Here is a 17,175-nt window from a genome sequence, read left to right on the forward strand (position 1 = left end):
TTGAGAACCGCCCGCAGAGAAACATTTCCCGAGTGTGTGAATTGCATTTTCAGGCAGCACTTAATTCCGGCAGAGCCGAACTGCCGGATGGTTTTCCCCGCACAATCCAGACGGTCAGCCGTCTTCCATGAGGCGCCTGATCTCCGTTATGAGCACGGTGAGTGCCCGCCGCTCCGGAACAGTGGTCTCGGGATGCCACAGGTCTATGAGCAGGCAGGTTCGCGGGCGATCGCCGTCGTTACGCGCCTCGTGCTCGAAGGAGTAGTCGAAGAGCAGGCACTTCCCCTCCTCCCACGAACGGGTTTCCCCCGCGACCGTGATACTGCACCCCTCCGGAATGTCCACGGCGAGATGCAGATTGATGCTGAAGTTCCACAGGTCGCAATGCGGGGCGATGGCGGCGGCCGGCAGCAGCGTGGAGAAATGGCACTCCAGCAGGGGGCATATTTTCTCGGTGTCGACGGCGAATTCTTTGAGAACCTTGTACGCCGTGGGCACGGCGCCCGCCGATTCCTCGACCAGATTCCCTCCCCGGTACAGATGGAGGGCCTGCCAGTCCTCCTGGCGGGTCAGGTAGTGCTCGTAGTCGGAGAACGTCTCCCGGCGCTCCGCCCAGGCCGCGGTCAGCTCCTCCTTGATCACCGGATGAGCGGCTTCGAACGCCTCGACGACGGGCGCCAGTTCGGGATGGCCGCGGGGATCGTGCCAGGGTCTCCGGGACAGGCCCGGCAGGATCCACCTGGCCCCCTTCTGGAGCGGGTGCCGCGCCGGCCCTCCCCCGGGCTCCAGCATCCGTTCCACACGCGTGAGGGAGTCCGGGCCGTACTCGCCTCTGATCACCGCGAAGGCGTCTTCTATCTCGGGTGTCATGCTGTAGTAGTCGGGTGAAGAAGCCGGGGAGTTCCCAGGAGATTCCGTCAATTCCTCGGCGGGTCAGAGGAGTTGAGGCTCACACGAGGCAGGCGGGAACTCGGGGACCGAGGCGGACTACTACTGCGGCGGACGACTACTGCAAGGACACGGAATCCGGACGCACCACGACGGCCAGGGACTCGACCCGGCCGCTGCGCCGGAACTCCAGGGTGAACATCACGAGGTCACCCGACCGCCACCCGTCCGAAGGCACCGGCACCGTCAGGTCCACCCCGCTCGGCGACATCGCGAGGCTGTCGCCCGCGGCGACGGAGACGGAGTCGATCCGGGACCCGTAGGCCGCGTTCCCCTGCTCCATACGGTGCCGCGAGAGCGTCACGTCGCCCGAGACATCACGTGCCGAGACCCGGACCAGGGTGTCGGCCGAGCCGCCCGTGTTGGCGATGTGGAAGAACGCCGCCGTCTCCGGGACCCCGGCGGACGGCAGCAGCACCTTCCCCTCGGTGACCTGGATGCGCGCCGGGCTGCCCGCCCGACCCGTGCCGACCCAGGCGGTCAGACCCGCCAGCGCCACACTGCACGCGGCCACGGGCACCAGGGCGGCGAGCGCCCCGTCCCGCAGCCGCCGCCGGTCGTAGCCCCGCAGCGAGGACACCCGTTCCGTGAACCGCCTCATCGGACACCGGCCTTCGCGCCCCGCGTCCCGCCGTGGCTCCGGCCGAGGGTGGGAGACGGCTGCCGGCCGCGCAGCCGGAGACTGTTGGCGACCACCAGCACGGAACTCAGCGACATCGCGGCGGCGGCGAGCATGGGATCGAGCAGACCGACCATGGCGAGCGGCACGGTGACGACGTTGTAGCCGAACGCCCACGCCAGGTTGGCCCGGATCGTGCCGAGCGTGCGCCGGGCAAGGCGGACCGCGTCGACAAGCGCCTCGATGTCTCCGCGGGCGAGGGTCAGGTCGGCCGCGCCGATGGCCACGTCGGTGCCGCTGCCCATGGCGATGCCGAGGTCGGCGGCGGCGAGCGCGGCGGCGTCGTTCACGCCGTCGCCGACCACCGCGACCCGGTAGCCCTCCGCCTTCAACTCCCGTACGAGGGCGGCTTTGTCCTCGGGGGTGCAGCGAGCGTGCACCTCGTCGATGCCCAGCGCCCCGGCGACGGCCTCGGCGGGCGCCTTGCGGTCGCCGGTGGCGAGCACCGGACGGATCCCGAGCCGGCGCAGCCGGTCCACGGCCCGGTAGCTGCCGGGGCGCACCAGGTCGCCGACGGCGATCAGCGCCTCGACCCGGCTGTCGACCTTCACCAGGACCGGTGTGTGTGCGGCGTCCTCCGCCTCGGCCAGCGCTTCGGCCAGCGCGCTCGGCAGCGTGCCGTCCGGCGCGCCCACCTCGACCGTACGGCCGTCCACCCGACCGCTGACCCCTTGTCCCGGGATCGCGGCGAACTCCGTCACGTCCGGCAGCGGTTCGGCCGCTCCCGTGCGGCGTGCGTACGCGGTGACCGCCCGTCCGATCGGATGCTCGGAGCCCTGCTCCACGGTCCCGGCCAGCCGCACCACCTCCGCCTCGCCGAGCGCGCCCGGCAGCGCGGTGACGCGGGCCACCGTCATGTGACCGGTGGTGAGCGTGCCGGTCTTGTCCAGGACGACCGTGTCCACGTGCTGCAGCGCCTCCAGGGTCTGCGGCCCGCTCACCAGCACGCCCAGCTGGGCCCCCCGCCCGGTCGCGGCCATCAGGGCGGTCGGGGTGGCGAGGCCCAGCGCACAGGGGCAGGCCACCACCAGCACGGCCACACAGGCGGTGAGCGCCGCCTGCGGATCGGCTCCGGCACCGAGCCAGAACCCCAGGACGGTCACCGCGATGGCCAGCACCACGGGGACGAACACTCCGGCGACGGCGTCCGCGAGGCGCTGTGCCCGTGCCTTGCCGGCCTGTGCCTCCGTCACGAGGCGGGTGATCCGGGCCAGTTGGGTGTCCGCGCCGACCGCCGTGGCCTCGACGAGCAGCAGCCCGCCCGCGTTGACGGCACCGCCGACCAGGGCCGAACCGGGGCTCACCTCCACGGGTTCGCTCTCCCCTGTGACCAGGGACAGGTCCACGGCGGAGCTGCCCTCCGTCACCCGCCCGTCGGTGGCGACTCGCTCTCCGGGGCGCACGACGAAGACCTGCCCCACCCTCAGCTGCTCGATGGGGATCGACCGCTCGCCGTTCCCGTCCCGTACGGCCACCTTCTTGGCCGCCAGTTCGGCCAGCGACCGCAGCGCCGCACCGGTCCCCCGCCGGGCCCTGCCTTCCAGGAACCGCCCGGTCAGCACGAACAGCGGCACACTCACCGCGGCTTCGAGATACACGTGTGCCATGCCCTCCGACGCGGAGGGCACCAGGCTGAACGACATCCGCATCCCGGGCTCGCCCGCTCCCCCGAGGAACAGCGCGTACACCGACCAGGAGAACGACGCCGCGACGCCGAGCGAGACCAGGGTGTCCATGGTGGCCGAGGAGTGCCGAAGTCCCCGTAGCGCCCGGATGTGAAAGGGCCAGGCGCTCCACACCGCGACCGGGGCGGCCAGCGCGAAGCACAGCCACTGCCAGTTGCGGAACTGGAGCGCCGGCACCATCGACAGCACCAGGACCGGCACGGCCAGCAACGTGGTGACCAGGAGCCGTTCCCGCTCGCGACGGGCGGCCTCGTCGGGACCCGCCGTGTCCGCGTCCTCGGGGACCTCGTCGTCCTCGGGTACGGGCAGAGCCGCCTCGTACCCGGCCTGCTCGACCGCGGTGACGAGGTCCTCGGGCGCCACAGCGGCCGGATGACTGACCCGCGCGAGGCCCGTGGCCAGGTTGACCGTGGCCGTGACGCCCTCCAGCTTGCCGAGCTTCTTCTCGACCCGGCGGACACAGGCCGCGCAGGTCATCCCGCCCACGGTGATGTCCGTGACCACGAGACTCGCCATCGGTTCGGCCGTCATCACTCACCGCTCCCGTGACTCATCCCCGGCATGTCGTCCATGCCACCGTCACCGCTGCCCCCATCGCTGCCCTCGCCACTGTCCCCGGTGCCTCCGGTGCCACCAGTTCCTCCTGTGCCTCCTGTGTCCCCGACGTCCCCGGTGTCCCCGGTGCTGTGGATGCCGGGCGCCACCGGGCCCGCCGCCGATCCGACGGCGTAGGACACCGAGAACACCAGGACGAGCAGGAGCAGGAAGCCGCAGAGCGCGGGAGGAGGCAGTCTGCGGCGGATCGCGCCGACGGAGTGGGGTGACAACGGAACATCGGCCATGCCCGGCCTTCCTGGTCGCGTCGAACGGTCCTGCAACAGAGGGCAGTTGCAGCCGTACCGCTCCAGTAGTCGAGCCGAGGGGGCTTCGAGTTCCGACCCCTAATCGTGACTTGCATCACATCCACACGCGGCATTCACCGACGCCCTGCGCGCCCATCACAGAGGGGGAGATGCACTCGTCAGACCGGTGAGTGAGGCAGCGCGGGACACTGCCATTTCACGCCGCGGACTATGGGAGACCACACCGCCACGAGCCGGACGCGATCGCCGCAGAGCTTGGTCATCTCGTCGATATCGGAGGTCAACATGACCACGGGCCGGTGCTGTCGCAGCGCGGCCTCGGCGACCGCCGCGTCGATTGCGTACTTGCGCCCGTGCAAGCCGGCATTCATCACGGTCGGTGCCGCCCGCAAGCGCCGAGCAATACACGTCCCAGCACGGGCGTTCTCATCCCATGCCAGCACAATCCCAGCACGGGAAAAACCAAGGGCCCGACTCCGAAGAGTCGGCCCCCTTCTGACCTGGCCAGCAACGTGGTGGTGCGTCACCCGCTACACGTTGAAGCGGAATCCGTAGTGCAGAGCTCCCACCTGCGGAAACGTGGTTCTGGAGGGAGTCATCCCAGCACGATCTCAGCACGGGCGTTCTATCCCAGCACCCGGAGGACTCTTGCACGCCTACGCAGCTCGGGTGTCAGCGCGTTCCAGCTCCCCTCGCCTTCGATGGCTGGCACGTTGCGTCTAGGGTTGTGGCCAGTCGGGTCCTGGTCTTCCTGTGCGGAAATTCCCCTTCGATCGCCCAGCATCATTCCGGCATGAGAGCGCTAACCCAGTGCGGACGGTCCTGCGGTCAGTAGTGATAGCGGGCTGCGAGGATCACGATCTCCTTGTCCGTGACCAGGTAGACGAGGCGGTGCTCGTCATCGATCCGCCTCGACCAAGCCCCAGGCAAGTGATACTTGAGCGGTTCGGGCTTGCCGATCCCCGTGAAAGGGTCACGCTTGACGTCCTCGATGAGCTTGTTGATCCGAGCGAGCATCTTTCTGTCGTTCTTGAGCCAGGACGTGTAGTCCTCCCAGCCCTGATCCTCAAAGACGAGCCTCACTCAGCACCCACAGCAGAGTCCGCCGCATCTGGATCAATCAGCTCGCGCTCCGACACGTTGATGTTGCCCAGGGCATTCTCGTACGCCTTGAGCAGTCTCCGTGCGTTCGCAGGCGAGCGCAGCAGGTACGAGCCCTCACGCAGTGCCGCGTAGTCCTCGGCCGAGACGAGCACAGCGTTGCCATGCTTGGACACGATCTCGATGGCCTCGTGATCGTCGTTGACTTTCTTGATCAGCGGAAAGAGAGCCTTACGGGCTTCGCTCGCAGTTATCGACACAGGTTGACTCCCTCCATCAAGTGGTACCGAATAACGTACCACTAATGGTCGCCCGAAGCGGGGTCAAATGAGTGACAACCCGTCAGAACTCCCAGCACCTTCCCAGCACGGGAAGGAGCGAGAGGCTCGACTCCGATGAGTCGAGCCCCTCTGACCTGCGCATTAAACAAAGCCGACGTGGTGGATTTGCGCCTAAACGTTGAAGCGGAACTCCACCACGTCCCCGTCCTGCATGACGTAGTCCTTGCCCTCCATCCGCGCCTTGCCCTTCGCGCGGGCCTCGGTCACCGAGCCGGTTTCCACCAGGTCACCGAAGGAGATGACCTCCGCCTTGATGAAGCCCTTCTGGAAGTCGGTGTGGATGACTCCGGCGGCCTCGGGGGCGGTGGCGCCCTTCTTGATGGTCCAGGCTCGGGATTCCTTGGGGCCGGCCGTGAGGTAGGTCTGGAGGCCCAGGGTGTTGAAGCCGACCCTCGCGAGGGTCGTCAGGCCCGGCTCCTCCGCGCCGACCGACTCCAGGAGCTCCAAGGCGTCCTCCTCGTCGAGTTCGGCGAGGTCCGCCTCCAGCTTGGCGTTCAAGAAGATCGCCTCGGCCGGGGCGACCAGGGCTCGCTGCTCATCCTTGAAGCCGTCGTCGACCAGTTCGTCCTCGTCGACGTTGAAGACGTAGAGGAACGGCTTGGTCGTGAGGAGGTGCAGGTCGTGCAGGAGTTCCTCGTTGCCCGAGCCCTGGACGATGCCCGCCGAGAACAGCGTGTCGCCCTTCTCCAGGATCTCCTTCGCCGCCTCGACGGCCGCGACCTTCGGGGCGGTGTCCTTCTTGATCCGCGACTCCTTCTGGAGCCGGGGCAGGACCTTCTCGATGGTCTGGAGGTCGGCCAGGATCAGCTCGGTGTTGATCGTCTCGATGTCGTCCTTGGGTGAGACCTTGCCGTCGACATGGACGACGTTCTCGTCCTTGAAGGCGCGGATGACCTGGCAGATCGCGTCCGACTCACGGATGTTCGCGAGGAACTTGTTACCCAGGCCCTCGCCCTCCGAGGCGCCCTTCACGATGCCCGCGATGTCGACGAAGTCCACGGTCGCCGGGAGGATCTTCTGGGAGGAGAAGATCTCAGCCAGTTTCGCCAGGCGCGGGTCCGGGACGCCGACCACGCCGACGTTCGGCTCGATCGTGGCGAACGGGTAGTTGGCCGCCAGCACGTCGTTCTTGGTCAGGGCGTTGAACAGGGTCGACTTGCCGACATTCGGCAGACCGACGATTCCGATCGTGAGCGACACGTTGCGACTTCCCGTACGTGAGAGGAGACGTGAGGAGACTGGCGGCCAGGGGGCCGATCCACCAGTCTACGGCGTGCCGCGCCCCGCTCCCGAGGCCCTCTCGAACGCATGGCCAAGGTCTTTCCTCCGGCGTGTCTGAGGGGCGATTCCCCACATAAACAGACCTAAGTTGGTCCAGTGGAGCAACACAGGACACGCCCCCCGCACAACGGAACGCGACGCACGGCACCAGGAGTGCCGAGAGCGCCGCTGCCCGCGCAGGCCCGCGGCGAGCGTCGGCCGCCGGTGGCCCGGCGCCCCGCACCACCCGTGGTCCAGACCCTGCGGAGACTGCCCAACCCCCGGCTCACCGGGCTCGGCGCCGGGCTGTTCTGCACCGCCGTGATGCTGGGGCTCGGCTATCTGGTCTCGCTGCTGTTCGGACCGGCACTGACGCTGTACGGCGTGCTGTTCCTGCCGGTGAGTGTGCTGACGGCGGTCTGGATGCGGCGAGGCGATCTGCTGACCGCCCCGATCATCGTCCCGATCGCCTTCGCCGCCGGACTCTTCCCGGTCGCCGACAGCAGCGGCGGCACCTCGGGCCGTCTGATGGGCCTGTTCACCGCCCTGGCCACGCAGGCCGGCTGGCTCTACGCCGGCACCCTGGCCGCCGGCGTCATCGCACTGGTACGCCGGATCCGCCTGGTGCGACGCCGCTCCCGCTGACGGCGCCCGCACCGCGCCCCGTGGGCCCCGTCGGCCCCTACTCCTGCCCGGCCCGCATCGCCGCCCCCACGATCCCCGCGTTGTTCTGCAGCTGCGCCGGGATGATCTCCGCCTGGATGCCCTCGATGTGCGGCAGGAACTTCTGGGACTTGCGGCTGACACCGCCGCCGATGATGAACAGCTCGGGCGAGAAGAGCATCTCGACGTGGGCGAGGTACTTCTGGACGCGGTGGGCCCAGTGCTCCCAGGTGAGTTCCTCGTCCTCCCTGGCCTTGCTGGAGGCCTTCTTCTCGGCGTCGTGGCCGTGCAGCTCCAGGTGACCCAGTTCGGTGTTGGGGACGAGGACGCCGTCGACGAAGACCGCGCTGCCGATGCCGGTGCCGAAGGTGAGCAGGATCACCGTGCCCCTGCGGCCCTGTCCCGCGCCGAAGTTCATCTCGGCGACGCCCGCAGCGTCCGCGTCGTTGACCACGGTCACCGGGAGCCCGCCGAGCCGCTCGCTGAACAACGCGCGCGCGTCGGTGTCGATCCAGCTCTTGTCGACATTGGCCGCCGTACGGATGTGCGACCCGCCGGTGACCACGCCCGGGAAGGTCAGCCCGACCGGTCCCGTCCATCCGAAGTGGTCCACGACCTGCTTCACCCCGTCGGCCACGCCGTCGGGCGTCGCCGGATGCGGGGTGAGCACTTTGTGGCGCTCCTGAGTCAGGTCGCCCCTGTCGAGGTCCACAGGGGCGCCCTTGATCCCGGATCCACCGATGTCCAAGCCGAAGATCTGCATGGCCCTACGTTACGACGGACGACTGACAGTCACTCCCCTGAGGTACCCGAAGTGCGGGCGGCGCCCGTACGCTCCGCGACCAGTGCCGCAGCCTCCTCGCGCAGGTCGCGGCGCAGCTCCTTCGGAAGCGAGAAGGTGATGGACTCCTCGGCCGCCTTCACCAGCTCCACGTCGCCGTAGCCGCGCTGCGACAGCCACTCCAGGACCTCCTCGACCAGCACCTCCGGCACCGACGCGCCCGAGGTCACGCCGACCGTGGTCACGCCCTCCAGCCAGGCCTCGTCGATCTCGCTGGCGAAGTCCACGAGGTAGGCCTCGCGGGAGCCGGCCAGCTTGGCGACCTCGACGAGCCGCTTGGAGTTGGAGGAGTTGCGGGAGCCGACCACGATGACCAGCTCGGCCTCGGCGCCCATCTGCTTCACCGCGAGCTGACGGTTCTGCGTGGCGTAGCAGATGTCGTCGCTGGGCGGGGAGATGAGCTGCGGGAACTTCTCCTTGAGGGCGTCGACGGTCTCCATGGTCTCGTCCACGCTCAGGGTCGTCTGGGAGAGCCACACGATCTTCGACGGGTCACGGACCTCGACCTTGGCGACATCGGCCGGGCCGTCGACGAGCTGGATGTGGTCGGGGGCCTCGCCGGAGGTGCCGATGACCTCCTCGTGACCCTCGTGCCCGATCAGGAGGATGTCGTAGTCCTCGTTGGCGAAGCGGACGGCTTCCTTGTGGACCTTGGTGACCAGCGGGCAGGTCGCGTCGATGGTGGCGAGCTTCCCGCGCGCGGCCTCCTCGTGGACGACGGGCGCGACACCGTGGGCGGAGAACATCACGATGTTCCCCTCGGGGACCTCCTCCGTCCGCTCGACGAAGATGGCGCCCTTCTTCTCCAGGGTCCGCACGACGTACTTGTTGTGGACGATCTCGTGCCGGACGTACACCGGAGCGCCGTACTGCTCCAGGGCTTTCTCGACGGCGATCACGGCGCGGTCCACACCCGCGCAGTAGCCCCGGGGGGCGGCGAGCAGGACACGGCGGCCAGGCGAAGCAGTCATGCGTCCCATCGTAAGGCCGCGTTCGGTCGGTCAAAGATCGCGTGCCCGGGACCTGCCCGGGGAGACGGACCGGGAGATGTGAGCGGCGGGACGGGTGAGGACAAGTGGAGGCGTGATGTGCGGAACCGGCACGGCGGACCGTACGACCGAGGAGGACCGCGACGGCCTGCGGCGCGCCTGGGCTTCCGGGACCTCGTCGTCCACGGGCCGCTGTTCATCGCCCCCATGGCGCCCGTCGGCATCCACGGCACCCTGGACGCCAAGTCGCACGGGGCGGTCACCCTCGTCCGGTGCGGGAGAGATGTCTGCGCGGGCCGTTACTCTCGGCGCATGGCTGTGAACTCCACTCCCGAAGCGCCCCTGCCCGTCGGCGAGGTGTCGCGGCTCATCGGCGGCTGGATCGACCGCCTCGGCGCCGTGTGGGTCGAGGGCCAGATCACCCAGCTCTCCCGGCGCCCCGGCGCGGGCGTCGTGTTCCTCACGCTGCGCGATCCGTCGTACGACATCTCGGTGAGCGTGACCTGCTTCCGCCAGGTCTTCGACGACGTCGCCGATGTCGTCAGCGAGGGCGCCCGGGTCGTCGTACTGGCGAAGCCGGAGTGGTACGCGCCGCGGGGGCAGCTCTCGCTGCGGGCCACGGAGATAAGGCCGGTCGGGGTCGGCGAGCTGCTCGCGCGGCTGGAGCAGCTGAAGAAGTCCCTCGCCGCGGAGGGGCTGTTCGCGCCGGAGCGCAAGAAGCCGCTGCCGTTCCTGCCGCAGCTGATCGGGCTGGTCTGCGGGCGCGCGTCGGCCGCCGAGCGGGACGTCCTGGAGAACGCCCGGCACCGCTGGCCGGCCGTCCGCTTCGAGGTGCGCAACGTCCCGGTGCAGGGGGTACACGCCGTCCCGCAGGTCGTGCAGGCCGTCAAGGAGCTCGACGGCCTGGACGACGTGGACGTGATCATCGTGGCGCGCGGCGGGGGCAGCGTGGAGGATCTGCTGCCGTTCTCCGACGAGCAGTTGGTGCGGGCGGTCGCGTCCTGCCGTACGCCGGTGGTGTCGGCGATCGGGCACGAGCCGGACACCCCGCTCCTCGACTACGTCGCCGACCTGCGGGCCTCCACACCGACGGACGCCGCGAAGAAGGTCGTACCGGATGTGGGTGAGGAGTACGAGCGGGTGCAGGCGTTGCGGGACCGCGCGCGGCGCTGTGTGGAGGCGTTCCTGCAGCGGGAGGATCGGGGGCTCGCGCAGGCTCTCGCGCGGCCGTCGATAGAGGATCCGCACCGGATGATCGACGAGCGCGGCGATCATGTGGCCTCCCTCGCCGACCGCGGCCGCCGCACCCTGGGCCATCTGCTGGACCGCGCCGACTCCGAGCTGACGCACACGCACGCGCGCGTGGTGGCCCTCTCCCCCGCCGCGACCCTCCAGCGCGGGTACGCCGTGCTGCAGAAGGCCGATGGGCACGTGGTGCGGTCGCCGGACGAGGTCACGGCGGCGGAGACCCTGCGGGCACGGGTCGCCGACGGTGAGTTCAGTGTCAGTGTCGATGCGTAGGGTGGGCGGATGACCAGCAAGATGGCGGAAGAGGCGCTCGGGTACGAGCAGGCGCGGGACGAGCTGATCGAGGTCGTACGGCGACTGGAGGCGGGCGGCACGACCCTGGAGGAGTCCCTCGCGCTCTGGGAGCGGGGCGAGGAGCTGGCCAAGGTGTGCCGCCGCTGGCTGGACGGTGCGCGGGCGCGGCTGGACGCGGCACTGGCCGGGGCGGAAGAGGCCGGGACCGAGACCGGGACCGAGGGCGACGCCGAGTAGCGGACCTGCGTGATCTGTGAAGCGGATCACCACGCCCCGGTTTTGGTTGAAGGTTGAACTTCATTGGCGTACGTTCGGAGCCGTCAACCGGTCCACGGTCCGTTTCCGGGGCCGACGTACATCCCGAAAAGGTTCACCATGTCTCTCGTTCTTGACGCCGCCGCCCAGGATCTGCTGTTCCGCGAGGCCCGCACGGCGAACACCTTCACCGACGAGCCGGTGACCGACGAGCAGGTCCAGGCGATCTACGACCTGGTCAAGTACGGCCCCACCTCCATGAACCAGTCGCCGCTGCGCGTCACGCTGGTCCGCTCCCCCGAGGCCCGCGAGCGCCTGGTGCAGCACATGTCCGAGGGCAACCAGAAGAAGACCGCCGGCGCACCGCTGGTCGCGATCCTCTCCGCCGACAACGAGTTCCACGAGGAGCTGCCCCAGCTCTTCCCGCACTTCCCGCAGGCCAAGGACCTCTTCTTCGCCGAGCGCCCCGCCCGTGAGGGTTCCGCCGGGCTGAACGCCGCCCTGCAGGCCGCCTACTTCATCATCGGCGTCCGCGCCGCGGGCCTCGCCGCCGGCCCGATGACCGGCCTCGACTTCGCCGGCGTCCAGAAGGAGTTCCTGGACGACGACCACACCCCGCTGATGGTCGTCAACATCGGCAGGCCGGGCGAGGACGCCTGGTTCCCGCGCTCCCCGCGCCTGGAGTACGACGACGTCGTCACCACCGTCTGAGACGGCTGACACACGAGAGGGCCCGGCTGCCTGGCGGCCGGGCCCTCTTGTCGTTGTCTCACGCCACCCTGAGTGACTTCGTCTCACGCCACCCTGAGCGACTTCGTCTCACGCCACCCTGAGCGACTTCGCCATCTCGGTCAGCTGGGCGAACGATCCCGTGCCCGCGACCACCGTCGTCGCCCCGTCGCCGCTGTGCACGAGGGCGTCGTAGCGGCCGCCCGTGTACCGCGTCCAGGTGCGGCCCGCGATCTCCTGGGTCTGCTTCGTCGCCTCGCCGCCCTGGCTCGCCTCGTCGATGAAGTCCGACGCCTTCTGAGTCGACTGCTCGATCTGCACGTACTCACCGCCAGGAGCGCTGAAGCCCAGGTGCCAGGCGTCGGACTGGTCGGCCCGGAAGCGCACCGAGGTCGCCTTCCAGTCGGCCGACAGGCCCTCGGGCGCGGCCACCGGGTAGGGGGCCGCACGGCGGGCGGTGAGCAGCTCGACGCGGTAGTCGACGTTCTTGATGTCCGGAGCGGAGTCGTCGTGCGGGATGAACACGTAGATGACCGCTGCCGCGATCCCGATCAGGCCCAGGGAGAGGATCATGTCCCGGACCGTCTTCTGCTTGCCGTTCGAACCTGCCACGCCCCTATCGTCGCAGGTGCCCGGTCCGCTCATCCGTGGGGTCCCCTGCTCATTTTTGTCGGACTGACGATAGAGTCGACGGTCGAACCCTCATCCGGCCGTCGTCGTATCAGAAAGGTGCGCCTCGATGACCGAGAATCATCATCTGCCGTCCGAGCTCGAAGTTCCCAGCGAAGCCCCCGACCGCAACCTCGCCCTTGAACTCGTCCGGGTGACCGAAGCCGCCGCGATGGCCGCGGGCCGCTGGGTCGGGCGGGGCGACAAGAACGGCGCCGACGGTGCCGCGGTGCGCGCCATGCGGTCCCTCGTCTCCACCGTGTCGATGAACGGCGTGGTCGTCATCGGCGAGGGCGAGAAGGACGAGGCCCCGATGCTCTTCAACGGGGAGCGCGTGGGCGACGGGACCGGGCCCGAGTGCGACATCGCCGTCGACCCTATCGACGGGACCACGCTGACGGCCAAGGGCATGCCGAACGCGATCGCGGTACTGGCCGCGGCGGACCGGGGGTCGATGTTCGACCCGTCCGCCGTGTTCTACATGGACAAGCTGGTCACGGGTCCCGAGGCCGCGGACTTCGTCGACATCGACGCGCCGGTGTCGGTGAACATCCGGCGGGTCGCCAAGGCGAAGCGGTCCACGCCGGAGGACGTCACCGTGGTCATCCTCGACCGGCCCCGGCACGAAGGGATCATCAAGGAGATCCGGGAGGCGGGGGCCCGGATCAAGCTGATCTCCGACGGTGACGTGGCGGGGTCGATCTACGCGCTGCGCGAAGGTACCGGCGTCGACATGCTGCTGGGTATCGGCGGTACGCCCGAGGGGATCATCTCCGCCTGTGCCGTGAAGTGTCTCGGGGGGACGATCCAGGGCAAGCTGTGGCCGAAGGACGACGAGGAGCGGGCGCGGGCGGTTGACGCCGGGCACGATCTGGACCGGGTGCTGACCACGGACGACCTGGTGTCCGGGGAGAACGTGTTCTTCGTGGCCACCGGGATCACCGATGGTGAGCTGTTGCGGGGCGTGCGGTACCGGTCGGAGACCGCGACGACCGACTCGATCGTGATGCGGTCGAAGTCGGGGACGGTCCGGCGGATCGACTCGGAGCATCGGCTCAGCAAGCTGCGGGCGTACAGCGCGATTGACTTCGATCGCGCCAAATAGCTCGCGGCTGCGGGCTCGTCGGCGGGTGCGGGTGCGTTGTGGCTTGTCGCGCAGTTCCCCGCGCCCCTAGGTAGTTTCCACTCAGCCCAGTTCAAAAGGCGCCCCCGGTGCGGTGGGGGCGCCTTTTTCTGTACGGGGGCTCAGCCCGCCTGGGCTATGCGGGCCGCCCTCGCCGCGTTCTTCAGTTCCAGGTCGCGGCGGCGCCTGCGGGCCAGGACCACTCGGCGTTCCGCTGCGGTCAGGCCGCCCCACACGCCGTAGGGCTCGGGCTGGAGAAGGGCGTGTTCGCGGCACTCGACCATAACCGGACAGCGGGCACAGACGCGCTTCGCGGCCTCCTCGCGGGAGAGCCTGGCGGCGGTGGGTTCCTTGGACGGGGCGAAGAACAGGCCGGCCTCGTCGCGCCGGCACACCGCCTCGGTGTGCCATGGAGCGTCTTGGTCCCTGTCCCGCACTGGCACCCGCTGGGCCGGAACGGCAGCGACCTGCAGGGACGAATGCGGCGGTTGCAGCACGGTCTACTCCTGACGACGGCTTCGCGAGCGAGAGACGATGCAGCAAGCCCTACCCGCTGTGCGCGCGCCTATGCACTGAGTCCCGAACCGCTGGATTACGGGTGCTCGTGTGCGCTTCAGGGGGGCGATCAGAGGTGGACCGACTCACTCCGCATCCGACCGGATTCACAACCGTCAACGGTCCAGGTGTTTGCGCAAACTCTTGTCGACCTTGTCCTGCACCCGGTCGAGGATGTCCGCGACGAGCTTGCCGCGCTTGGGCCGTCCCTCGATGTTGCCGAGCACGGCCCAGCCGTCGACGTACACCACGGGCGCGTCCGGCTCGGCCGAGTCCACGGTGTGCACCTCGAAGTTGCCGAGGATGCCGCCGCCGGTGCCGCGCAGCGACACGTTCTCCGGGACGCGCACCTCGACGTTGCCGAAGACCGAGAACGCCTTGATCACGACCTGGCGGTACTCGAAGATCGCCTCGCTGAGGTCGATGTCCACACTGCCGAAGATCGCGTAGACGTGGATGCGGCGGCCCGCACGCCGGCGGCCCTTGCGGACGGCGGCGCTGAAGACCGCCACCACGTTCTCGTCCGGGTCGTGGGGTATCGCGTCGGTCGGTCGGCCGGGAGCGGGGGTCCAGGCCGGTATGTCCCGGCGCTCGTGGGCCGCGGGCAGGTCCCGGATGAAGACCTCCAGCTCGCCCACCGTCTTGGCGCTCAGCACCCCCTCGACCCGCTCGGCGTGCTCGTCGGCGGTGAGCCGGCCCTCGGCGAGGGCCTCGCGCAGGATGTCGGCGATGCGGTCGCGGTCGGCGTCCGAGGCACGCAGTTCGGCGACCTGGGGTTCGGTCTTCTTCTGAAGGTCCACGTCGGCAGCCTACCGAAACGCGATAGATCGCGACTAGGCCTGTGGACAACTCTTGGACAAGCAACTGAGCCTTACCTCACAAGCTGCCGCGGTGGGACAGGTTCTAGGCTGTTGAGGCCCGCCGACGGAGGCGGGTGGCCGACTGCGGAGTGTGGCCGACTGCAGAGTGAGGAATGGGCTGAGATGCCTGAGTTCGCGTACACCGATCTGCTCCCCATGGGAGAGGACACCACCCCCTACCGGCTGGTGACCTCCGAGGGTGTCTCCACCTTCGAGGCCGACGGGCGGACGTTCCTCAAGGTGGAGCCGGAGGCGCTGCGCCAGCTCGCCGCGGAGGCCATCCACGACATCCAGCACTACCTGCGGCCCGCGCACCTCGCCCAGCTGCGCCGGATCATCGACGATCCCGAGGCGTCCGGCAACGACAAGTTCGTGGCGCTGGACCTGCTGAAGAACGCCAACATCGCGGCGGCGGGTGTCCTGCCCATGTGCCAGGACACCGGTACGGCGATCGTCATGGGCAAGCGCGGGCAGAACGTGCTCACGCGGGGCGGCGACGAGGAGGCCCTGTCGAAGGGCATCTACGACGCGTACCTGAACCTCAATCTGCGCTACTCGCAGATGGCCCCGCTGACCATGTGGGACGAGAAGAACACCGGCTCCAACCTCCCCGCGCAGATCGAGCTGTACGCCACCGACGGCGGCGCGTACAAGTTCCTGTTCATGGCGAAGGGCGGCGGAAGCGCCAACAAGAGCTTCCTCTACCAGGAGACGAAGGCCGTCCTGAACGAGGCCTCCATGATGAAGTTCCTGGAGGAGAAGATCCGTTCGCTCGGTACGGCCGCCTGCCCGCCGTACCACCTGGCGATCGTCGTCGGCGGCACGTCCGCCGAGTACGCGCTGAAGACCGCCAAGTACGCCTCCGCTCACTACCTGGACGAGATCCCGGCCGAGGGCTCGGAGCTCGGGCACGGCTTCCGGGACAAGGAGCTGGAGCAGAAGGTCTTCGAGCTGACGCAGAGGATCGGGATCGGCGCGCAGTTCGGCGGCAAGTACTTCTGCCATGACGTGCGTGTCGTACGGCTGCCCCGGCACGGTGCGTCCTGTCCCGTCGCCATCGCCGTGTCCTGCTCGGCCGACCGCCAGGCCGTCGCGAAGATCACCGCGGAGGGCGTGTTCCTGGAGCAGCTGGAGACGGACCCGGCGCGGTTCCTGCCGGAGACGACCGACGAGCACCTCGACGAGGCCGGGGACGTCGTGAAGATCGACCTCAACCAGCCGATGGACGACATCCTCGCCGAGCTGACCAAGTACCCGGTGAAGACGCGCCTTTCGCTCACCGGCCCGCTGGTCGTGGCCCGTGACATCGCGCACGCCAAGATCAAGGAACGCCTCGACGCGGGCGAGGAGATGCCGCAGTACCTGAAGGACCACCCGGTGTACTACGCGGGCCCGGCGAAGACCCCGGAGGGCTACGCGTCCGGTTCGTTCGGCCCGACCACGGCCGGCCGCATGGACTCCTACGTCGAGCAGTTCCAGGCCGCGGGCGGCTCCAAGGTGATGCTCGCCAAGGGCAACCGCAGCAAGCAGGTCACCGACGCCTGCGACGCGCACGGCGGCTTCTACCTCGGCTCCATCGGCGGCCCGGCCGCCCGGCTCGCCCAGGACTGCATCAAGAAGGTCGAGGTCGTCGAGTACGAGGAGCTCGGCATGGAAGCGGTGTGGAAGATCGAGGTCGAGGACTTCCCCGCCTTCATCGTCGTCGACGACAAGGGCAACGACTTCTTCCAAGATCCCGCGCCGGCGCCGACGTTCACCTCCATCCCTGTCCGGGGCCCTGGGCTCGCGTAGTGCCTTCGGGGCGGCCGGGAGCAATTCGCCCCCGCCGCCCCTACCCGTCCCATCCCCAGGGGCTCCGCCCCTTCACCCCCGCCAGGTGGCTCCGCCCCCTGGGCCCCGGTTCGGCCCGAAAGGCCTCGTCCTCAAACGCCGGACGGGCTGAGGCCTCGGCAGAGTCTTCGCCGTACGGTCAGCGGGCTCAGACAGCCTCGTCCAACGCGCGGCGGGAGCCGGGCAGTCGGGGCAGGTCACGTGGGGCGGGACCGGGGACCGCCGGGGCTTCGGATGCCGCT

At 69.0% G+C, this 17,175-nt stretch carries 18 protein-coding genes and 1 pseudogene; 6 read left to right on the plus strand and 13 right to left on the minus strand.

What is annotated here, in order from left to right; translation table 11 throughout:
* Window positions 1-114: 114 nt before the first annotated feature.
* The 8 genes and pseudogenes from ACI2L1_RS01620 to ychF form a co-directional block, all read right to left on the minus strand.
* Window positions 115-870: an aspartyl/asparaginyl beta-hydroxylase domain-containing protein gene (locus ACI2L1_RS01620; protein WP_404737290.1), complete on the minus strand. Its 756-nt coding sequence runs from the start codon at window positions 868-870 to the stop codon at window positions 115-117.
* A gap of 136 nt (window positions 871-1,006) precedes the next feature.
* Complete coding sequence (locus ACI2L1_RS01625) at window positions 1,007-1,549, minus strand: copper chaperone PCu(A)C (protein WP_404737291.1); 543 nt, start codon at window positions 1,547-1,549, stop codon at window positions 1,007-1,009.
* Window positions 1,546-3,843, minus strand: coding sequence for a heavy metal translocating P-type ATPase (locus ACI2L1_RS01630; protein ID WP_404737292.1), 2,298 nt, complete (start codon window positions 3,841-3,843; stop codon window positions 1,546-1,548). The genes ACI2L1_RS01625 and ACI2L1_RS01630 overlap by 4 nt, the downstream gene beginning before the upstream one ends.
* Window positions 3,843-4,154, minus strand: a complete 312-nt coding sequence (locus tag ACI2L1_RS01635) for a hypothetical protein (RefSeq protein WP_404737293.1) — start codon at window positions 4,152-4,154, stop codon at window positions 3,843-3,845. The genes ACI2L1_RS01630 and ACI2L1_RS01635 overlap by 1 nt, the downstream gene beginning before the upstream one ends.
* Before the next feature lie 242 nt (window positions 4,155-4,396).
* Window positions 4,397-4,621 (minus strand): annotated as a pseudogene (locus ACI2L1_RS01640) (hypothetical protein); the annotation flags it as partial.
* Window positions 4,622-5,003: 382 nt separating this feature from the next.
* Window positions 5,004-5,258, minus strand: a complete 255-nt coding sequence (locus ACI2L1_RS01645) for a Txe/YoeB family addiction module toxin (RefSeq protein ID WP_009321768.1) — start codon at window positions 5,256-5,258, stop codon at window positions 5,004-5,006.
* On the minus strand, window positions 5,255-5,536 hold the full coding sequence (locus ACI2L1_RS01650) for a type II toxin-antitoxin system Phd/YefM family antitoxin (protein ID WP_404737294.1): 282 nt from the start codon (window positions 5,534-5,536) through the stop codon (window positions 5,255-5,257). Before ACI2L1_RS01650 ends, ACI2L1_RS01645 begins: the two co-directional genes overlap by 4 nt.
* A 192-nt stretch (window positions 5,537-5,728) precedes the next feature.
* Window positions 5,729-6,817 (minus strand): redox-regulated ATPase YchF, encoded by a 1,089-nt coding sequence (gene ychF, locus ACI2L1_RS01655; RefSeq protein ID WP_404737295.1) that lies wholly within the window; start codon window positions 6,815-6,817, stop codon window positions 5,729-5,731.
* A gap of 177 nt (window positions 6,818-6,994) precedes the next feature.
* Here ychF and ACI2L1_RS01660 point away from each other — a divergent pair, with 177 nt between their 5' ends.
* Window positions 6,995-7,522 (plus strand): DUF6542 domain-containing protein, encoded by a 528-nt coding sequence (locus tag ACI2L1_RS01660; protein WP_404737296.1) that lies wholly within the window; start codon window positions 6,995-6,997, stop codon window positions 7,520-7,522.
* Window positions 7,523-7,559: 37 nt separating this feature from the next.
* Here ACI2L1_RS01660 and ppgK read toward each other — a convergent pair whose 3' ends face one another.
* Window positions 7,560-8,303 (minus strand): polyphosphate--glucose phosphotransferase, encoded by a 744-nt coding sequence (gene ppgK / locus ACI2L1_RS01665; RefSeq protein WP_404737297.1) that lies wholly within the window; start codon window positions 8,301-8,303, stop codon window positions 7,560-7,562.
* 29 nt (window positions 8,304-8,332) lie between these two features.
* The gene (locus ACI2L1_RS01670; protein WP_404737298.1) at window positions 8,333-9,361 is read right to left on the minus strand and encodes a 4-hydroxy-3-methylbut-2-enyl diphosphate reductase; all 1,029 of its coding nucleotides are present in this window, start codon (window positions 9,359-9,361) and stop codon (window positions 8,333-8,335) included.
* Window positions 9,362-9,682: 321 nt separating this feature from the next.
* Between ACI2L1_RS01670 and xseA the strand changes: the two genes are divergently transcribed.
* The 3 genes from xseA (at window position 9,683) to ACI2L1_RS01685 (ending at window position 11,878) form a co-directional block, all read left to right on the plus strand.
* The gene (gene xseA, locus ACI2L1_RS01675; protein WP_404737299.1) at window positions 9,683-10,891 is read left to right on the plus strand and encodes an exodeoxyribonuclease VII large subunit; all 1,209 of its coding nucleotides are present in this window, start codon (window positions 9,683-9,685) and stop codon (window positions 10,889-10,891) included.
* A 9-nt stretch (window positions 10,892-10,900) separates the two neighbouring features.
* Complete coding sequence (locus ACI2L1_RS01680) at window positions 10,901-11,149, plus strand: exodeoxyribonuclease VII small subunit (RefSeq protein ID WP_404737300.1); 249 nt, start codon at window positions 10,901-10,903, stop codon at window positions 11,147-11,149.
* A 138-nt stretch (window positions 11,150-11,287) separates the two neighbouring features.
* Window positions 11,288-11,878, plus strand: coding sequence for a malonic semialdehyde reductase (locus ACI2L1_RS01685; protein ID WP_404737301.1), 591 nt, complete (start codon window positions 11,288-11,290; stop codon window positions 11,876-11,878).
* Window positions 11,879-11,986: 108 nt separating this feature from the next.
* Here the strand turns inward: ACI2L1_RS01685 and ACI2L1_RS01690 are convergent, their stop codons facing one another.
* Complete coding sequence (locus tag ACI2L1_RS01690) at window positions 11,987-12,508, minus strand: DUF4245 domain-containing protein (protein ID WP_404737302.1); 522 nt, start codon at window positions 12,506-12,508, stop codon at window positions 11,987-11,989.
* A 127-nt stretch (window positions 12,509-12,635) separates the two neighbouring features.
* Between ACI2L1_RS01690 and glpX the strand changes: the two genes are divergently transcribed.
* Window positions 12,636-13,670: a class II fructose-bisphosphatase gene (gene glpX / locus ACI2L1_RS01695; protein ID WP_404737303.1), complete on the plus strand. Its 1,035-nt coding sequence runs from the start codon at window positions 12,636-12,638 to the stop codon at window positions 13,668-13,670.
* Between the two features lie 140 nt (window positions 13,671-13,810).
* On the opposite strand, the gene ACI2L1_RS01700 is transcribed toward glpX, so the two are convergent.
* Window positions 13,811-14,185, minus strand: coding sequence for a WhiB family transcriptional regulator (locus tag ACI2L1_RS01700; RefSeq protein WP_404737304.1), 375 nt, complete (start codon window positions 14,183-14,185; stop codon window positions 13,811-13,813).
* 174 nt (window positions 14,186-14,359) lie between these two features.
* Window positions 14,360-15,043, minus strand: a complete 684-nt coding sequence (locus ACI2L1_RS01705; protein WP_404737305.1) for a DUF1707 domain-containing protein — start codon at window positions 15,041-15,043, stop codon at window positions 14,360-14,362.
* Between the two features lie 183 nt (window positions 15,044-15,226).
* Between ACI2L1_RS01705 and ACI2L1_RS01710 the strand changes: the two genes are divergently transcribed.
* Complete coding sequence (locus ACI2L1_RS01710; protein WP_404737306.1) at window positions 15,227-16,894, plus strand: fumarate hydratase; 1,668 nt, start codon at window positions 15,227-15,229, stop codon at window positions 16,892-16,894.
* Window positions 16,895-17,175 lie beyond the last annotated feature (281 nt).

It is taken from the genome of Streptomyces sp. NPDC019531 (genome assembly GCF_044903305.1).
Lineage (GTDB): Bacteria > Actinomycetota > Actinomycetes > Streptomycetales > Streptomycetaceae > Streptomyces.